Genomic DNA, 19,301 nt, shown 5'->3' with positions numbered 1-19,301 from the left:
CTATTAATCTTCTTTCGTGTAAATAAATTTCACCTGCCAATATTCCTCCCTGGAATTCTGCAAACGAAACAGGTATAGCTGTCCGCCATGCAAGCCCCGTCTTTTCTCCAGCGGAATATCCAGGTAATTGGTACCTCTGTTCACCGCTAACGTACCCGAATACACGACTTTATTGCTGTTGTCAAGCGATATCAGTTCATAAGCAATAGTACTGTCGGCCGTTTCATTGTTATATCCTACCTGCAATAAACGTCCACCATGCATCACCGAGCCATCCAGTTCTTTACGCAATTGCACATAAGCGCCATGGAGACGGTCCGCACTGTTAACATTCCCTTTTACCCGGAATGTCCATACTTCCGTTTGCGCGGCAAACAAATTTCCATTCCGCGCTATCACCGACCAGGCATACGTATTGGCAGTATCCAACTGCACAGCGCCAGATGGATAATTCACGAAAATGTTTTTCAGCCTCGGTACTCTTAACACCGGGATATTTTGCTGTATGGCCTCTTCCGGCGACTGACCACTATGTACTTCTGTAAGTATCATTTCATAATTGAGGTCGCTGAACATATTCAGTGGAGCAGGCGGCAACCAGGTGAACTGAGGTAAAAAGGTGAGTAACTCGCTCTGATGAGCAGGGCTATTCAGCAACGGTGGACTTACCGGCTCACTAACAAATGGGATACAATCTTCACCCGGTTGATTGCCTTCTTTATCCCCTACCACGATCAGGCTGTAACAAGCGAGATAGTTGCCTGCGGCAAGAAAGCCATTCACACTCCGGTCTATTACCGGCGAAAGATATTCATACTGTATAGGCATCAAATCCCCTGCCTGCAATTGCCGGGCGCCTTTGTTCAGCGGAATACTGCGGGTAATACCTGTTAATACAGGCTGATTGGTACGGGCATCCATTAAACGCATGGTCACCTGCACATTGACAGAACGCTCAAAGGCTGAAACCAATACAACATTCCACAACTGCGCCTTTAACAATACACCTGCAGGTGGTAATTGTACGGTCATACTAACTTGTGCGCCTACACGAATGCAGTACAACATCATTAGCAGGAATAGGGATCTTTTCATATTAGCAACTTAAAAAATTCTGGTATAGGTTAATCGCCCGGTTTTATTAGGAACTAACTGTTTATTTACACCCGGCACAAACCCTTTATCTCCCATCACTGTTATCTCTCCAATTTTGGGAATGTTTAACCTGGCATTGGCAGTATAACCGGTTTGTCGCAACTCAAACACAGTCTGATAATTGTACTTTAGTCCACCTCCCACTTCCAGCCACTTCAACATCCGGTACTGCACATTGGCATCCGCCCCATATACGGCATAGTCCGACGTAGAAGCCACTGATCCACCGCCATTCAGGGTGAATTTCCCCAGGAAAACGGTTTGATTCAGTAATAAATTAGTGCTGTTGAAATACACGAAATTGCTGTCTGTCTGGTGATTATAAAACCGGGTACCGGAAAACATGGTATTCATTCCAATTCCCCTGTACTGGTAAAAATAGCTACCAGTAGCCACCAGGGTGTAATAGAGGTTTTCCATGAACCGGTCTTCACTCAGCTTCATCAACTGCGACGACGGGAAATAACCCACTGATAGTACCGGCCATTTTTTACGGCGGAAAGTGGCTTGTATACTCTTAAAAACAGTATTACTGCGATAGCTGGAATTCTCAAAAACACTGGTATAAACATTCTGTCTCACCGATCCGGTAAGGGTCAACTGCTGCTTAAATAGTGGTTGGGTTACCTGTACCATCCAGGCACTCTGTGCAGAACCGGTAGCGTATAAACTAAAGGACTGAAAATTTGCGCCCATCCGTTTATACATGCCCGTAATACGTGTAGCCGTACGCGGTAAAAATGAAAAAGTACTGATCGCATACGCTTCATTACTATGATCACTAAATCCAATCATACTGTTGCCCAGCCCCTGGTGGTTGGCAGTCCGGGCATAATAAGGCAAGGAAGATTTTGCCAGCTCACCTATTACATAGTTATTTCTATTTAACTGGTAACGGCCCTCCAGCGATAAGCCCATTATTTTATAATCCGGCGTAGCCGTATTCCCTCCAGCCGGAGGGCTAGTATTAAAATTGTATACCTGCTTCTTACCAAAATAATAAGACAGGATAACGTGGTTCCCTTCTTTCAAACCTTTACCTACCCGCACCATATTCAGGTATTGCCGGGTCCTGTTCTCATTCACAATAAAATCGCGGAAACGGTAATCTACTGCACCAGTAGCAAATGCAAGGTACCAGGATGGATTCAATTCCGCCTGTACCCCCATTATGCTGATATTCTTTGCGGTGAGTTCCGAATAGTCGACCATAGTGCGGCCCAGCCCTACTGATCTGATAGCCAGTAACGTTTTATAGCCTTTAGGCAAAATGGAATCCGGCAGTTGCAGGGATTCAAGATTATCCGACAACTCCTTGTTGTCCTTGCTATGCTGTAAAGCATCCATCAGGGAGCCTTTACGCGCATTATATGATTTTTCCTTTTTCTGATACAACTGTTCATTGACGGCAAATGCTTTTTGCAGGGAGTCCAGCAATGCTTTTTTCTCATCATATTCTTTCCTGAAACGTATAGCAAGGCTATCCTTCCAGGCCAGCTTTTCATTAAGCCCATCCGGTAAATCCAGCGAGGGCCGTTTCCCTTCCTTCGCCAACTGCGACAAAGAATCGTTTAGCCGTAACTGGTACTCCCGCTCCTTAGCCTCCACCATTCGCTGCACTTGTGCCGGGGAGTTAAACCAGGCTTTTAATTTATTAATATCATTCCAGTCGTAGTCCAGTTTTTGCTTTAACTGGTCCAAAGCTACTTTTTGCTTTAGCCTGCCTGCATCCCATCCTTTAGCCTTAGCCAGTAACATATTTTTAAAATCCTGGCTGGTATATTGAAAATTAACACCGGTGATATTCCGGAAAAGACGCGAATTCCCTTTACTGGTACTAAATGCAAGATGAAGAGGGTATTGATCTTTAACGGTAATATCCAATACTGTTTGTAAAGTATGCTGGTAGATATCCCGTTCCAGGTAAGGCGTATCTGAATTAGACTGATAATACCCATCATAGGTCACATTACCATGCACTACCAGCAATGGTTTACGTGTAGCCACTACCGGTATATTTTCCACGTGTTTTCTTCGGATTACCTGGTAATGGGTATCACCAGGGGGAGATGCATACAAAACTACCTGTACCGGTAATTTCATTTTACACCCCGTATGTATATAGTAATAGCTGGTATCTGACGCTCTACCGTTGTTTCCGGGTAGATGCATCTGCGCATCGCTATCATAGGTGAGAAAAAGGGATACAATCACTAATATCAGGGAAACACTTCTCAAGACAACGATTTACTATTAACAGTACGAGTTAACATATAGGCACAGGTGTTCACGGGATTTCATTTTTATATTTACAAATGTATAAATAATATTAATATATTAAAAAATCAAGCACTTTTCTCCAAAACTTTAATTAATAATATACCACACTGTACCACTACTCTGTATCTGCACACTCTTGAGATAGGTATTAAACGCAAAGGAAGCTGCATTCTCTATCAAATCCGTTCCCTGCGCCTGGATGGTAATATTAAACGCGTTGTTGGAAATCTTTTTGATGTTATAAATTCTTCCTTTGTTAGTGGCGGCAGCAGGCAGGTTGACGGTAACAGCAGCGCTGTTATTAATAATTGTGGTATAATCATTCTGTCCGAGGGTAATACCTCCTAAGATAACATTGATCGGTGCAATCCCTGTTCCCGGTGCCTTTAACCGCACAACCCCATTGGCATCTGTGGTTAAAATACTATCCCCCGCAGCGTTGTTCTTTGCATTGGCAATCCTTACCCCTCCGTTTACATCCAGTAATGCAACGGGAGTAGTGGTACCTATTCCCACATAACCGTTACTACCGGTTATGCGCATACGTTCACCGTACGTCTTATCTCCTGTTCGTTGTCCAATCACAATATTCCCCTGGTAAGTAGTTCCCGGAGTAGTAACAAGACCCATATAGGCTGATTGATAAAGCAATGCCCCGTTAATCCCCTGGAAGGAAATACCCGAATAAATACTATCTGCACCAACTGTATTATATAGGCCCAGCAAGGTTCCCAGCGGATAGCTTTCTCTCACATATTGAGGAGTATATTTTACGTTAATAGTATCTGATACGCATAACTTAAATCCCGGAGTAGGTGTATTAATGCCTACATTCCCTATTGTTCTGAGACCATCATTCATGGTAACAATACCCGAAGCCCTTTCAATAGTCAACGCATTTGCCACAAATGTTCCGGAGTCACTATATCTCGCCAAACGGAAATCAGATCCCTTATTACCTGCCCCTGCTTCTGTATTGTACAAAAAAGTAGCCCAACGGGAGGTATTTCCACCGGGCTTTAGCATTACTGTATGAGGTGAATTAATGGTATTGTTTGTCATGAAGGCACCCGCCCTGCCTGCTCCGGATATCCAAAAGCTAGATAGTGGTTGTGATACAGCCGATTGCTGCCAGATATATAAAGAATCCCCACTCCCTTTCACAAGAGAAGATAACGCCAACGTATCTTGTCCTTCAATAGCAATTGAATTATTGATGGCCCTCAGGCGCAACCGTTGAAACTCCGTACGCCCTTTCCCTTTATTAAACAAGAATCCGGAAACATTTTGCGTGCGATTTTCAAGAATTAATTCCGCAGTATCACAGCTATTATAAATCCTGACACTGTCAGCTTTTATCTGATAAACATTTTGAGCGACGCTGCTACTAACACAGAAAAACAGCACCAGGGCGGAGAGAAAACACTTCATAGGAATAGGTTACAAAATAACAAATACAACTACCAGGGCAACATTTATTTATACAACACAGCGATCACTTCATTACTCGTTAACTGCTGCAAGCTAATATAACTTTCTCAAATAGTCTACCTGGTTAAATATTTTTTTTGAAAAATAGTTCTCCAAACGCCATCGAATTTTTTATCTTGTTCCCCATCCCTCATAACAGACAAACACATGAACTTGAAATACATAAAGAACGCCTGGGGGCTGTTGCTGCTATTGGCTGCTAACAGCTATGCACAGCAGCAACGCCCAAACATCATCTTTATCTTCTCCGACGATCATGCCTACCAGGCTATCAGCGCCTATGGCAGTAAACTGGTACAAACACCTAATATTGACCGTATCGCCAAACAAGGCGCTATTTTCAAAAATGCGCTGGTGACCAACTCCATCTGTGGCCCCAGCAGGGCAACGCTGCTCACCGGCAAATATAGCCACATCAATGGCTATACGCTGAATGAGAAAAAGTTTGATGTGGAACAACAACTCTTCCCTGCCCTCCTGCAGCAAAGCGGGTATCAAACTGCCTGGATCGGCAAATGGCATCTCGGCAACTTGCCCAAAGGATTCGACTACTGGCGGATCCTCAACAGCCAGGGCCAATACTTTAACCCAGATATCATCGGACCAGGTGATACCACCCGCATGCCGGGCTATGTTACCAATATCATCACGTCCCTGTCGCTCAACTGGCTGAATAACCGCGATACGTCCAAACCTTTCTTCCTGGTTGTAGGTGAAAAAGCCACCCACCGCGAATGGCTGCCGGATATACAAGACCTCGGCATCTATGATGATAAAACATTCCCGCTGCCACCTACTTTTAAAGACAACTACAAAAACCGGCTGGCCGCACAAAACCAGGACATGACCATCGATAAAACCATGCGCCTCCGGGAAGACCTGAAAGTACATGCCAATTACGAAAAAGGCATCTATGGCCGCTTCTCCCCGGAACAAAAAAAAGCGTATATCGACTACTACGAAAACAAAATCAGTAAAGAGTTTGATGCCCTGCACCTTTCCGGCGATGCACTGGTAGAATGGAAATACCAACGCTACCTGAAAGATTACCTCGCCACGGCTAAATCACTCGACCGTAACATCGGGCAACTCCTGGACTACCTCGATAAATCAGGACTGTCAAAAAATACGGTAGTGGTCTATGCCTCTGATCAGGGCTTCTATATGGGAGAACATGGTTGGTTTGATAAACGCTTTATCTACGAAGAATCCCTGCGCACTCCTTTTATCATCAAGTACCCCGGCGTGGTAAAACCAGGCACCTCCATCAACCAGCTGATGCTAAACATCGACTGGGCGCCTACCTTCCTGCAAATGGCTGGCGTAAAAGTGCCTGCGGATATTCAGGGTACTTCTTTCCTGCCCTTGCTGAAAGCTGGTCCGGCAATAGCGAACTGGAGAAAAGAAGCTTATTATCATTATTATGAATTCCCGGAACCACACCATGTATACCCCCATTTCGGTATCCGCACGGAACGCTATACGCTGGTACATTTCTACGGCGAATCAAAAAGCTGGGAATTGTACGACCTGCAACAAGATCCACACGAGGTGAATAATCTCTATGGCCAAAAAAACTACGAAAAACTAACCACCAGCTTAAAGGATAGATTGAAAAAGCTGATGATCACTTATAAAGACACGGAAGCACTGAAAATATTAGCACAAGACTAAACACTTTCCGCCGCACCGTTGCCGGTGCGTCTTTTTGCTGGCCCCGGCCACCTTACATCTCCAAATCTTTTGACAATTAAGCCAAAAGGGCTATTTTTGACCCCTGATTGCAGCATTTACTGGTGAGCTGCAGGCTTGAAAGTGCGTCTGAAAAATATTTCTTTAAGTTATTGATAAACAGGAAATTAAAAACTTAAGGAACCGCATCAGCAACGATGCGGTTTTTTTTATGCAGCACTTAATCATTTAAGATTATTATTAAAATATGAAGACATACTTCCGGCTTTTATCATTTGCTAAACCTATTAACAGATTTGCGATCCCCTATATTATCTGCACATTGCTGGCAGTAGTGTTCAGTACCCTAAACCTCGCGCTGCTGGCGCCTTTACTCGATACTTTATTTAGTAAGAACCCCACCAATGTAGTCACCCCGATGCCGGATAACTACTTCAAAATATTCGAGATTTTCAAACACTATACCACCCTCGTCTCCCATGAATACGGACAACTGGCCAGCCTGCAATTTGTATGTGCCGGCATTGCCACCTCTGTTTTAATGGGGAACATGTTCCGCTACTTTGCTGACCGTACCATGGAAAGCCTGCGGATCCAGACCTTACTGAACCTGCGCAGAAGTGTATTCAATAATGTGATGAACCTGCACCTGGGCTATTTCAGTAATGAAAGAAAGGGAGATATTATTTCTAAAATCGCCTCCGATGTACAAGTAGTGCAATATACCGTAACAGGTACGCTGCAGGTATTATTTAAAGAACCTGCCAGCCTCATCTCTTTCCTGGTCATGCTGTTCCTGATCTCCTATAAATTAACGCTGATCTCCATGCTGGTAATCCCTGTAGCAGGACTAATTATCAGTAGAATTGTAAGAAAGCTGAAAGCACAAGCCACCGCTTCTCACGAAACCTATGGCGTAATGATTAGCTACCTCGATGAAGCCCTGCATGGTATCCGGATCGTGAAAGCATTTAACGCAGTAGATTTTATTACCGGCCGCTTTGATAAACAAAACCGCAAATACTCCCGGATTTCCCGCTCCATGGCCAGAAGACAACAGATGGCGTCTCCGGTGTCTGAAACCTTAGGCGTACTCATGGTAGCAGGCATTGTATTATATGGCGGTTCCCTGATAATTAATAACCAGGGAGACATGGACGGCTCTACCTTTATCGTATATATCGCGCTGTTCTCCCAGGTCATGAGACCTGCAAAGGCTATTTCCGGCGCTTTCACCAACATCCACTCCGGTATTGCAGCAGGAGAAAGGGTATTGAACCTGATAGATGAAAAGTCACAGGTATTCAATGCGCCTGATGCCACAGTCCTTACCAGCTTTGACGACAGTATCCATTTTGAAAACGTGAGTTTCTCCTATGGTGATAAAACCATCCTCCATAATATTAATCTCACGATCCCAAAAGGTAGCTCTGTTGCCCTGGTAGGTCCTTCCGGTGGTGGTAAATCCACGATGATGGATTTAATTCCCCGCTTTATGGATCCTAAACAGGGTAGCGTGCTGATAGATGGTAAAAACCTGAAGTCCGTAACAATGGAATCCCTCCGCGCCTTGATGGGAGTAGTGAACCAGGAGTCTATCCTCTTTAATGATACCATCTTTAATAACATTGCATTTGCCAAACCTGCCGCCACTGCTGCTGAAGTAGAAGCAGCCGCCCGGATTGCCAATGCACATGAATTTATTACCAATACGGAAAACGGTTACCAAACCAACATCGGTGATAAAGGATCCAAACTTTCCGGCGGGCAACGTCAACGTATTTGTATTGCGCGGGCTGTACTTTCTAATCCACCACTGATGTTGCTGGATGAGGCAACGTCTGCACTGGATACTGAATCCGAAAAAATGGTACAGGATGCACTCAATAATCTCATGAAGAACCGTACCTCCCTGGTGATTGCTCACCGCCTGAGCACCATTCAAAACGCAGACCTGATTGTAGTACTGGACAACGGACAAATTGCTGAGCAAGGTACCCACCTCCAACTACTGAATAATAACGGCATTTACAAACGCTTGATAGAGATGCAGACGTTTAGTACCAGCGAAGAAGCATAAATGCAAAAAGCTATTAAAGCGAATGACCAGAACGTATGAGTAATTTACATACTCGCTCTGGTCATTCGCTTTAATAGCTTTTTGCCTTCAGCTTTATGCTTTACGCTCCTTCCGTTACCAGCTGACGGTGGTAACCATTGGAACAATAAGCTATTTTCTGATTTAAGGTATCCAGGTAAACCCGGTAATTAATATTTTCGTGTACGCGTGAGTTAAACGGATGATGCAAATGGTAGCAAACTGCTTTTAACTTCACCTTCTTCTGATAAAGACCAGAATTAATAAAGCGGGCTGCCAGTTCAATATCTTCATGTCCCCAACCCTTGAGTTCATTATTATAACCATTTACTTTTAAAAAGTCTTTACGCCAGAAAGCACAATTACAGCCAATCCAGTTCCTGGAACGTTTTGTCTTCTTGATCACCAGTGGCGCTAAAAATGGTATGCGAAGCGAGTTAATCCGGTTGCGTACGCCTTTACTGAATGTAGACACCGGCTCAAAATTACCATTCACCAAACATCGCTTCGTAATATCTTCTGGCAACAGCACCCTGCTACCCCGGATATAATACCCGCTTTCCGCTTCACTGATATGATCTTTTATAAAAAGCTCATGCATCACAATGTCACCATCAATCTGGATAATATAATCTGATGAAGTTCCTGTAATAGCCTGATTAATGATAATTGTTTTTCGAAAACCCTCATCCGGATGCCAAAAATGCTTTACCGGAATGGACGTCTTCTTTCTGAAAGCATCTACAACAGCCCTGGTACTTTCTCCAGAGCCATCATCCGCGATGATTACCTCATCGGGGAGCACGGTTTGAACCAGTACACTTTCCAGCACCAGCTTTAAGGCTTCCGGCCAGTTGTATGTTGTAACAAGTAAGGCTACCGACACTCTTTCCCCCATATTAATTAAATATAAATTTAATGTTTAAAATGCTCACGTCGCTCTCTTTCTATTATATAACGACCTTTTACAGCAATTTATTACGCAGTGCCTTTCTATCGTGTGGTCAGATGTTTCTTCCTTAGTCTTCTATAGTCAGGAAATGGGTAGGCTCATCTCGCTATAAATTTGTCAGTTATACTTTAAGTTAGCTTATTACTTATAAACGTTTCAAGGATACAATAAGTTACAAGTTGCTACAGACTTTCAATAAAATTGTGCCAAACTGGTCATTCTAAAACTTATCATGACTTTTTTATGGTTAAAAGGGTTTAAACGATAAAAACATAATAATTTTATGCAATTTATAATATAATTACCATAACCACATAATATTTTTTTTTGACTATTCTCCCCCATCAACTTTTTTTACCAGCTCCTGCCTCACCACCAGTGGTACTTTGTCAAGTAATTTGTAGCGGGTCACCTTTTCTATTTCTTCAATAGAGGTCAGGTAAGCAGACCATTTCGTATTAACATCGTTCCTGTTTGGCGTATTCACAGCAATGACCCGGGTACTTTTGCTTATACGCTTCAAGTCGTTTCCCCCTTCCGGTAAAACCACCATAATTTTCCATATATGATCCGGCACATTCACCCGGCTACGATCAATGGTTTTCGCAGTTCCCTTGCTACCCATCCCGCCACTGCCATAACTTCCCATAATAACATATACCTCATTGCCGTCCATCACCAACTCCCGCGTATAATCTTCCAGGTTCTTCCACAAATGCTGATTGTGATTGGGCGCCTGCGGAATCATGTTCGTCATCAGGAAAGTAGCTTCATTAGCCGCCCTGGTAGCAGTACGGTCGCCGGAGGGACAATTATGCCCACGATCAAAACCACTACCAATATAACTCGTCTGCGATACCTGGTACCAGTTGTCCGGTAAATCAGCATCCGGTCTGAAATCATTGGCCCTGGACATTTTTCCGAGGTCCCGGCGCGACACATGCCAGCTCACCCAATTAGGTGTTCCCTTCTCCCGGTTATAGGACAACTTGTAATATCCTTTATCCATCAGGTAGTTATTTGCCATCACCAACGACGCCGAAGCATCACTGGGGTTACCCAGCAACATATTATCATTGTCACCATCCGCAGGTTTGGGAGCAGGTGTTCCCGGCTCCAGCTTTCCGCCGGCCGTTACACAGAATACATCAAAATTCAGCCTGCTGTTACCTTTGTCCGTTTTACGGATATCAAAACGGATGGTGCGGGTGCCTGATACCGTAAAAGTAGCCGTACGCAAAGTAGTGGAAGTAACACTCACGGCATCCCCTACACGAAAATAACTTTGCCCCTGGTTAACAGATGCCCACAGTTCCCATTCTCCTTTTTCATCAGCACCATACAACGCATATTTTAGTGTAACCGTTACCGTTCCATTAACAGGAATATCGAAATCCATACCCGCCATACCCGTGTTGCGGATACGCAGCGCCTGATCACCGGTTTTATGATCTTCTTCCAGTCCACCGGTTACCGCATCCTTAAATTTCCAGGTACCACTGGACAAGGCCACCACCCCATTGTTATAATTGGTTTTAGACCCTGCTTCAAAATCTTCCGTCAGCAAAGGAGTAACAGTGCGTGGCTTACTATTTTTTTTGTGAGATGTTTTCCGGGTAGTATGCTTCTCTTTAACGGTCTTATCTCCCGTGATTTTCCGGGAGCAGGTAGTCACTGCAAAAGCGGCAATAGATAGTATAACAACAACGGCTAAACTACTGAATCCTTGATTCTTCTTTTTCTTCTTTGGCATAGTAAATTCGAACGGCCGCGAAGATAGTGGAAAAAGAAGAAGCGTGTAATAGAAAAACAGAAAGCAAAAGCTGCTAAAGCGGATGATCAGAGCGGAGGTTTGTCTTGTACAGGATTAAACTGATTATACTGATTATATTTTTAAGATTTTAAAAGATGATAATAGATGTAGGTTGATTTACCTACCACATTTCTATTCTTTTAAAACCAGAAAATAAAAAATAGAAAATCAGTATAATCAGTTTAATCCTGTACAAGACAAACCTCCGCTCTGATCATCCACTTTAATAGCTTTCAGCTTAAAAAAACAACTGTGACAACACATTCGCCGCGTCATTCGCTTTCGGCTTCAATCCCAGGAACTTCGTATACTGACTCAGCGTCAATAATGTTTTCAACTTCGAAAAAACACCTTTTTGCAAACCGGCGAATTTCGACGTATAGGCACTGGGGTTAGATTGCTGCAGCGGTAATATCGCTGCTTTCTTTTTCAGAAATCCTGTCAGCAGGTTCTGCACTTTCGGTTGCTGCGCCGGGGTAAGGGATAGCGAAGGAGTGAGTTGCCCCATAATACTACTGGCAATACTACCTACATTAAATGAGCTTCCGGATGATACACCGCCAGCTGTCTTTTTTGCCTGGTCTAAAATACTTTGCGCCTGTACGGTGGCGGTACCCAGAAAACAAACACATGAAATCGCCAAAACAATTCTCTTCATGACAGGGGGATTTTAAATGATGGATTATAAATATTGATGCTCAACTAAATATAACAAAATCTAATCAAAAGAGCAATGGCCGGAACAAACAAAATATTGACCCAAAAACGCAGATCGGCCATCAAACCGCAGCGTATTTTTGTTGTCTCAAATCACAACTGCGATTTCCACGCACCATGTATAACGACAGAATCAAAAAAACAGGGCTTGAAGACAGGATTACCACTGCAGCAACGGCAGCCGGATTATTCAAAGATAAAATGGTGGTGGCATCCAGTGGTTTTACCAAAGCCGGCGACAGCAAAGCAGTACTGAAAGCGCTGGCCACACGTGCAGCCACAGATCCCCTGCAGATCACCCTCCTCACCGGCGCCTCCCTGGGACACGGTACCGACGGACTGCTCACCTCCGCACACGTACTGCATAAAAGGATGCCCTTCCAGGTAGATCCCATCCTCCGCCAGGGCATCAATAACGGCGAAGTATTGTTCATTGACCAACACCTCGGCGAGAGCGCAGACATCATCCACGAAAAAATTATTCCAGGCATCGATATCGCCATCATAGAAGCCCTGATGATAAATGAAGATGGCAGCATCGTACCTACTACCTCTGTAGGCAACTCTCCCACCTTCGCCGCCGCCGCCGATAAAATAATTGTGGAAATAAATACATCAGTCCCCCTTTCCTTACTGGGCATACACGATATTTTTTCCGCCGGCAACTGGCCCGGTAAACAGCTCATTCCAATAACGGAAACGAATACACGCATAGGCACTACCGCCATCCCCGTGGATCCGGCGAAAATTGCCGCCATCGTATTCACCGAAACAACCGACAGCCCCGCTGCTATCAATGAACGTGATGATAAAACACGCGCCATCGCAGCCCACCTGCTGCAGTTCTTTGAGCACGAAATAAAGAAGGGACGGCTCCTTCATTCCCTCAGACCCTTGCAGTCCGGCATTGGCAAAGTAGCCAATGCTGTGATGGAAGGCTTTATTGACGGTAACTTCCATCACCTCACCATGTACTCTGAGGTTGTCCAGGACAGCGCCTTTAACCTGATAGATGCCGGCAAACTCAACTTTGCATCGGCTTCCTCTATCACCGTATCCCAGGATTGCTACAACCGCGTGTTCAACAATTTTGAAAAATACAAACCACACCTGGTGCTTCGGCCACAAGACATCAGCAACGCGGCAGAAGTCATACGCCGGCTGGGCGTTATCAGCATCAACACCGCCATTGAATGCGATATTTACGGCAACGTAAACTCAACACACATCGGTGGTACCCATATGATGAACGGCATCGGTGGCTCCAATGATTTCGCCAGAAACGCCTTCCTCAGCATCTTTGTAGCACAATCATCCTCTAAAGGCGGCGCCATCTCACACCTCGTGCCCATGGCCTCGCATATAGACAACACAGAACACGACGTCGACATTTTTGTAACGGAAAACGGATTAGCCGATCTCCGTGGACTTGCACCACGGGAACGCGCCAAAGTATTGATAAATAACTGCGCACACGCCAGCTATCGTGATGAACTGAACGATTATTTTACCAATGCCTGTAAGGCAGGAGGACAAACACCCCACCTCTTACAGGAGGCCCTTAGCTGGCATGTCCGCTTTAAGGAAAACGGAACCATGCTTAGAACCAATTCCTGTGTAGTTTGATAGTGTGATGAGAAAAAAAGAAGCCGGTTCTGCACTGAGAACCGGCTTTCTTTTTTTATAACTTACATCTCCTATTGACGCCCCACACCCGTAATCATATACCGCCATACCGGCAAAAACTGTACTCCCAGCGTAGAACCATGCGGTTCTTCTTTATCCGTATCCGTTACCAGTATATGACGAGTAGACTGCACCGCCGTACGCGGCTGCACCATCGTAGTATCTGTTGCTAACTGATGATTAATCGCGGTTACATCTGCCACCTGGTAACTAAAATTAAACGGATCCCTGGCATGCAGAAAGGCATAATACCGGTTTACCGGCGTACGCCCATTTTCCCGCTGCCAACGCGATGGCATACTAAAATTCACCAGGTAATCCTGCGGACCGGAAAACATCAACACTCCTCTTAACTTAAACTGCTTGCCCATATAAGCAGCATGCCCCGCTCCCTGCGAATGTCCCGCGGCAATGATCCTATCCCAGCGAGGCTTGCCTTTTACCACAAACGCCCTCCAGCGAACATCCTTCGCAGCCATATATTGCAATAACTTCGTTAAACGATTCACCAGGCTATTCACTGTATCTACTGATACCTTGTCACTCACGGGCGTACCAAACATAATTTCCTCCCTGAAGTGATCAAAACAGGTACTGTCTTCACTTTTAGAACAAGTAGTGGTAATTACATTATTGGGATAGTCCAACGTCACCACATAATATCCCATAGCAGCAAAACTGCTGTCGAATGTCCGGAAACGTTTTTCATCTGCACCGGCGCCTGTACCTGGTATCATGACCAGCAACTGGTGACGATCCTGCTTGACTATTGGTGTCGCCGTCAAATGAGGCGTATGTACCTGCATCACGCCAGCACCCGTTACTTCCGGTGATACCGTTTGCAGTTGCACCTGTGCATGTCCCGTTACAGGCGCCAACAGGGCAGTTAAGAACAACAGGGAAATTGTACGTACCAACATATGGAAAATGTAATTGTATCTCCCAAGATACACTTTTTAAAAGCTTTAACACAACGCCTATACGACTGAAATAATAGCGCCACAATTATTGCGTAAATTAGTAGTATGATACCCTGGACAGAAATATTACAACGCCTGGCGCTGGCGGCAATTTTCGGCGGCATAATAGGACTGGAAAGAGAACGCAAGGACTGGGCTGCCGGCCTGAGAACACATATGATGGTAGCAGTGGGCGCCGCCCTTACCATGATGGTTTCTTCCTATGGCTTTGCAGATGTGTTAGGCAAGCCCAATATAGTACTGGACCCATCCAGGGTAGCAGCACAGGTGATCAGTGGTATTGGATTTATTGGCGCAGGTACTATTTTGTTTTTGAAAGAAGGCGTTATCCGGGGCCTTACTACCGCTGCGGGTTTGTGGACAGTAGCCGCCATCGGGCTGGCCACAGGAGGCGGCATGTACGCAGCGGCATTCATCGCCACTGCCATTGCCATCATCATCCTTTGGTTACTGCAACCGATAGAGCGGAAATTTCCTTCCAGGTTCGAACAGCGAACCATTCGTATCATCACACAGGAAAGAAGCAAATCACTGGAAGTGGTAGATAAACTTTTTCAAAACACCGCCCTCAATATCATGTCTTGTAATATAGAACAAGCTGATAGCCTGTTCTATATTATCATTCGCTTCAAAAGCATCGACAAAGCCATTGTTGGCAAGCTGATCGCCGATATCCAAACTGATGAAGGCGTTAAACAGGTCATCTGGAATAACTGATTAACGGATCAGCGTCACCACACCTTTCACCAACTGGGTAGTGCCATCCATAAACTCTACCGTAGCCATATACACATAAGTACCTATGGGCGCTGGTTGCCCTTTGATATTGCCGTCCCAGCCGTAACTTCTGTCGTTCGCTGGTGTATTATGCGCTTCAAATATCTTGTTCCCTACCCGGTTATAAATGCTGAAATCCCTCAACTGCTTGATGTCCCAGCCACCAATCACATAAAACCAATCATTCTGTCCGTCACCGTTAGGCGTAAACGCATTTGGCATAGTAATGCCCGCAGCGGTAGACGTTTTAATGTATACGGAAGCTGTATCCGTGCAATAATACTGATTGGCGGCCATCACGGTATAACGCATAGAAGACGTGGTATTGGCCACCGGCCATGCGCAGGTAGTGCAGGACAAACCACTGGCCGGCGTCCATGCATATGAAATGGCAGGACCACCGTCTACCAGTGCATGCAGATTCACCGCAGCAGGCCGGGGCAATTCTATCAACGCAGGACGTAAACTAACCGTAAAAGGCGTATACGCCAAATCCGACTGGTTGTTGGTATAATTCGTTTCATCCTTCACGAAATCCTTTTGCTGATTCACAATCGCCGTTATCGCATTACTATTGGGCGCAGTCAGCACGGTCGTGAAATTATAGCAAACACCCGCCGTAACAGGTGTATAAAATAACGGCGATAATAAGGATGTGCGCTCACTGCTGGGATCACCATTATAAAAAGATACGGGTACTGCAGCATGAATGCTGTCGTATCCATTACCAGTACATATTTTAAAGTTTACCAGCACATGTCCGTTATCATAACATTCCGCTTTTTGCAGATCAATGGTAAAGTCAGGCGGGAATATGCGAACATACTGTTTGTCTTTTATCACACAGCCATATTTATTCGTCAGTTGCACCCCTACATAAGCACTGTCTTTCATCTTCGCCTGCGGCCCCGCACATACATAACAACTAAGCGTATAGGCATCATCGTTTGACCATAAAATATCAGCGGGCGTAAAATTGGCCACTTTATAATACAATGGGAAAGCCGCTTTCCGGATCACCACAGAATCCTGTGGAAATACAGACACCAGCGGCGCTTTGTACTGCCAGCGATGCGTATTATTATTGAAATTGGCTTCGTTCAACCCTGTTTCCGGTGGATGCGCCGTACGATCCTGGTTCACAATAGCATATACGTCGCCGGTATTGGTTTGTTTGATATAACTGCCATAGTCGGCGCACACACCCGTACTGGGCAATGGTGTGGTAAACCCTTTACCCAGCAATACGGCTGCGGGATCTGTGGGTGAGCGGTCGTAAAACGATACCGCCAGCTGTGCCGGGATATTTCCTTTGGTATATAAATTACAAAGGGAGAAATCAACATGTAAATTATTTCCGCTGGCACAATCTACATTTTTCATTTGCACGGTATAGTCATCCACTACAGGAATATGCAGTTTCGCGGTAGTGCTGTCAAAACAGGCATTATCGGTATAAGCAAGTACCTGTACCGTGGTAACGGTATCTTTCCGGTAAGGCGCGGTGAATGTGGCGTCCACACAATTGGTACAACTCAGGTAATCCCCTGTCCACTTGCCGCTTTGTATAGTGCCATTGGTGCCCTTAGGTTGCAGTACTACCTGTTGTTCCGGCGTCAGGGTATAATCTGCCGGATTTAAGGCTACCTTAAATTTAAAGCCATGTTTAACGCTGATATTGTTACCATAATTTGTTTCCACTACGGTGGTATTGGTAAATGCAGGTGGCAAAGAGGAGCCATCATCATTCAATACTACACCCAGGCTATCCAGGTTGGCACGCCCGGCATCTACAATAGCAGACAACAACGTGGTAGAACATTTTCCGGTAATATCTTCGGGCAGTGGCCAGGTGCTCAGTTTATGGGTGCCTGCTACCCGTGGGTCTCCATCATAAAAAGTAACCGGCGTATTTTTAGGAATGGTTTGATAACCGAAGTTGTGGAAGTACAAGCTCACCTTCACTTTGGTTTGCTGATAACATTCTATCTTGGTCACATACACGGCGCCATCCGCAGTAGGGTCATCCACCCTGATTTGTACGGTATTCGTGGTATCAAAACAGTGACCATCGGTAGCGGCTAAACGAACCCGGTAAACGCCCGGTATCTTAAAAACGTATTTCAGTTGTTCATCTGTGCTAATTACCTGTTCTGCCATTCCTTTGTCATTGCTCATCAGCCAGCTCCAGCTGGTCGCATTGCGGGAACGGTTATTGAAATAAACACTGTCCAGTTCAATGCCATCTTTAGAAGCAATTACTCTTTTGCTGGGCCAGAACCGGGCTACTACGCCGCAACTCACAGATACCATATCGTTGGCCGTCACAAAGCAGGTACTACCGGTATTGGATACACGCAATATTACTTCATAATTTTTCTTCGCCGTAACGGTTAGCTGCATGGTAGGGCTATTACCACTGGGTACGCCGTCAACCAGCCATTGGTAAGTATTTCCGCCGGTGCTGGTACTGGTAAAAGTCACTATATCTCCTACTACCGGGTAGTCCTTATCCCGTGTGAAACTGGCGCTGATATTATCAGCACAGGGTTCATTGCAAACGGTACTCGTGAGCATCCCGGTTAAAGCCACGTCAATAAAGTCGTGCATACGCGTTGCCTGGCCGGCGGTAAAAGACAAGATACAGCCGGTTCCCTGTCCATAGTCCATGAAATTATCAGGAAGGTCTGGTACATCAACTGTGAAACCGGACAACGTATCTGTACTACAGGAATTTTGGGGCACACTACAGGCATAGCCACCGGTAATCGTTTTTTCCGGTGGTGTATCACACACCTTATCTCCATCTACCAAACAATCATCATTTTTACAATCCAGGTTACCGAAGGTGTGCAGGAGACTCAGGTAGTGGCCCATTTCATGTGCCAGTAAACCCACACTAACGCCGGCTACCACAATATCGCCGCCTGCGCTGGCATAACCGCCCATCTTCAGACGGGTCCACTTACCGCAGGAGAAGCTCTGCATATACTCCGACTTAATGTCCTTTACCACCCAAATGTTCACGTAACGGGCAGGATCCCATCTGCCCAGGGCGGTCAGGTCGCCCCCTTCCATTTCATTGTCGAAGTCCGTTAAATAAGAGTGGACACGTACAATGCCGGTGGTTTTTCCGCCATCGGGGGCCGTTTTAGCCAGGCAAAACTGGATTTTAGTATCAGTACGCGCCCCGGTAAATGCGCCAGTGGCGCCATAGGCGTCGTTTAACAGCTTCAGGGCGGCCACAATCTCGGCATCTGTATAAGCTGCCGGGTCCTCATTGATAATATGAAATACAACCGGTAATACCACCAGTCCGGGCGCTTTTTGAGGCGCTCCCGGTATGCGGATATATTGTTTTTGTAAGATAGCGTTATTGATAGCCCGTTCCCGGGCCTGGTAAGACGCGTCTTTCCGCCATAACTCCTGTAGTGCATCTACGCCACAGGGGCGAACAGTAGCAGGCATTCCCTCCTGCGCTTTTAAGGCGGCAGGCAATAAAAGGCATAGCAATAGCGATACGCAGAGGTTTTTCAAAGCTGGCAAATGCATCGACGACAGATATTAACGATGCGCAAATATATATTCATTTTTACTAATCAATAAACTTATTATGTGGGCATAAAAAAGGGCCGGCTGTAAACACAGCCAGCCCGGATC

12 protein-coding genes are annotated in these 19,301 nt (G+C 45.3%); 4 read left to right on the top strand and 8 right to left on the bottom strand.

Annotated features, from left to right (window positions below):
• Positions 1-3: 3 nt before the first annotated feature.
• The 3 genes from AC5ZC7_RS08065 to AC5ZC7_RS08055 form a co-directional block, all read right to left on the bottom strand.
• Positions 4-1,095, bottom strand: coding sequence for a hypothetical protein (locus tag AC5ZC7_RS08065; RefSeq protein WP_496162989.1), 1,092 nt, complete (start codon positions 1,093-1,095; stop codon positions 4-6).
• A gap of 9 nt (positions 1,096-1,104) precedes the next feature.
• Complete coding sequence (locus tag AC5ZC7_RS08060; protein ID WP_496162990.1) at positions 1,105-3,393, bottom strand: hypothetical protein; 2,289 nt, start codon at positions 3,391-3,393, stop codon at positions 1,105-1,107.
• A gap of 129 nt (positions 3,394-3,522) precedes the next feature.
• Positions 3,523-4,707, bottom strand: a complete 1,185-nt coding sequence (locus AC5ZC7_RS08055; protein ID WP_496162991.1) for a hypothetical protein — start codon at positions 4,705-4,707, stop codon at positions 3,523-3,525.
• 366 nt (positions 4,708-5,073) lie between these two features.
• Here AC5ZC7_RS08055 and AC5ZC7_RS08050 point away from each other — a divergent pair, with 366 nt between their 5' ends.
• Both AC5ZC7_RS08050 and AC5ZC7_RS08045 read left to right on the top strand, forming a co-directional pair.
• Positions 5,074-6,600, top strand: a complete 1,527-nt coding sequence (locus AC5ZC7_RS08050) for a sulfatase/phosphatase domain-containing protein (protein WP_496162992.1) — start codon at positions 5,074-5,076, stop codon at positions 6,598-6,600.
• Between the two features lie 265 nt (positions 6,601-6,865).
• Positions 6,866-8,698 carry an ABC transporter transmembrane domain-containing protein gene (locus AC5ZC7_RS08045; protein ID WP_496162993.1) on the top strand — a complete coding sequence of 611 codons (1,833 nt, stop codon included), beginning with the start codon at positions 6,866-6,868 and terminating at the stop codon, positions 8,696-8,698.
• Positions 8,699-8,798: 100 nt separating this feature from the next.
• Here the strand turns inward: AC5ZC7_RS08045 and AC5ZC7_RS08040 are convergent, their stop codons facing one another.
• The 3 genes from AC5ZC7_RS08040 to AC5ZC7_RS08030 all read right to left on the bottom strand — a co-directional run bounded on the left by AC5ZC7_RS08040 (position 8,799) and on the right by AC5ZC7_RS08030 (position 12,139).
• Positions 8,799-9,614 (bottom strand): glycosyltransferase, encoded by an 816-nt coding sequence (locus tag AC5ZC7_RS08040; protein ID WP_496162994.1) that lies wholly within the window; start codon positions 9,612-9,614, stop codon positions 8,799-8,801.
• A 385-nt stretch (positions 9,615-9,999) separates the two neighbouring features.
• Entirely contained in the window at positions 10,000-11,421 is a 1,422-nt protein-coding gene (locus tag AC5ZC7_RS08035) for a DNA/RNA non-specific endonuclease (RefSeq protein WP_496162995.1), read from the bottom strand.
• 298 nt (positions 11,422-11,719) lie between these two features.
• Positions 11,720-12,139 carry a hypothetical protein gene (locus AC5ZC7_RS08030; RefSeq protein WP_496162996.1) on the bottom strand — a complete coding sequence of 140 codons (420 nt, stop codon included), beginning with the start codon at positions 12,137-12,139 and terminating at the stop codon, positions 11,720-11,722.
• Between the two features lie 176 nt (positions 12,140-12,315).
• Here AC5ZC7_RS08030 and scpC point away from each other — a divergent pair, with 176 nt between their 5' ends.
• Positions 12,316-13,824 (top strand): succinyl-CoA:acetate CoA-transferase ScpC, encoded by a 1,509-nt coding sequence (scpC, locus tag AC5ZC7_RS08025; RefSeq protein WP_496162997.1) that lies wholly within the window; start codon positions 12,316-12,318, stop codon positions 13,822-13,824.
• Between the two features lie 71 nt (positions 13,825-13,895).
• Here the strand turns inward: scpC and AC5ZC7_RS08020 are convergent, their stop codons facing one another.
• Positions 13,896-14,804 (bottom strand): BPSS1187 family protein, encoded by a 909-nt coding sequence (locus AC5ZC7_RS08020; RefSeq protein WP_496162998.1) that lies wholly within the window; start codon positions 14,802-14,804, stop codon positions 13,896-13,898.
• Positions 14,805-14,909: 105 nt separating this feature from the next.
• Between AC5ZC7_RS08020 and AC5ZC7_RS08015 the strand changes: the two genes are divergently transcribed.
• On the top strand, positions 14,910-15,581 hold the full coding sequence (locus AC5ZC7_RS08015) for an MgtC/SapB family protein (RefSeq protein WP_496162999.1): 672 nt from the start codon (positions 14,910-14,912) through the stop codon (positions 15,579-15,581).
• Here AC5ZC7_RS08015 and AC5ZC7_RS08010 read toward each other — a convergent pair whose 3' ends face one another.
• Complete coding sequence (locus tag AC5ZC7_RS08010; protein WP_496163000.1) at positions 15,582-19,193, bottom strand: T9SS type B sorting domain-containing protein; 3,612 nt, start codon at positions 19,191-19,193, stop codon at positions 15,582-15,584.
• Positions 19,194-19,301 lie beyond the last annotated feature (108 nt).

It is taken from the genome of Chitinophaga sp. 9-1-y (genome assembly GCF_059511905.2).
The sequence above is the reverse complement of the archived record's forward strand: the minus strand, read 5'-3'. Positions and strand labels throughout refer to the sequence as shown.